Origin of the sequence: Actinomyces sp. S6-Spd3 (assembly GCF_000758755.1) — a bacterium.
Lineage (GTDB): Bacteria > Actinomycetota > Actinomycetes > Actinomycetales > Actinomycetaceae > Pauljensenia.
The window spans coordinates 1-546 of record NZ_JRMV01000076.1; the positions used below are offsets into that span (position 1 = coordinate 1).

Here is a 546-nt window from a genome sequence, read left to right on the forward strand (position 1 = left end):
AGTGCCAGCTGCTGTGCATCCTTTTGGCCGAATACGGCAACATCCGCACCGGTGAGGTTGAACATTTTGTGCACTACCAGCAATACGCCTGCAAAGTGTGTGGGCCGCGTTTTGCCTTCTAGAACCGTTGCGGTGGGTCCCGGGTTGATAGTGACAGAGGCTTCACCTGGATACATTTCGTTAGCGGCTGGCGCAAATACGAGGTCCGCGCCCACTTTCGCAACCGCTTTGAGGTCGGCATTGAGGTCGCGCGGGTACTTGTCGAAGTCTTCACCGGGGGCGAACTGAGTGGGGTTCACAAACACTGTGACCATGACGTGGTCGGCATGCTTCTTGGCCTCTTTAATGAGGCTGAGGTGCCCGTCGTGTAGTGCGCCCATGGTCATGACCAGGCCGAGCCGTCCAGGCAGTTTCGCTAGTGCGGCTCGTAGTTCTTCGCGGGTCTTTACGACTTGTGGTTCCAAGATGCCTCCTTTGCGACTATTGTGCTCCTTTGGGCGCGCTAGGCGCGAATCCGGAGGGCCACTTGTGGCCAACTTGCCACTT

The 546-nt window shown here is 57.5% G+C and carries 1 protein-coding gene; it reads right to left on the minus strand.

The features are described 5' to 3' along the window. Window positions 1–464, minus strand: a 464-nt coding sequence (locus tag HMPREF1627_RS00470) for a 4-phosphopantoate--beta-alanine ligase (protein ID WP_034500084.1), incomplete at its 3' end; no start/stop codon positions are given. Between the last annotated feature and the right edge of the window lie 82 nt (window positions 465–546).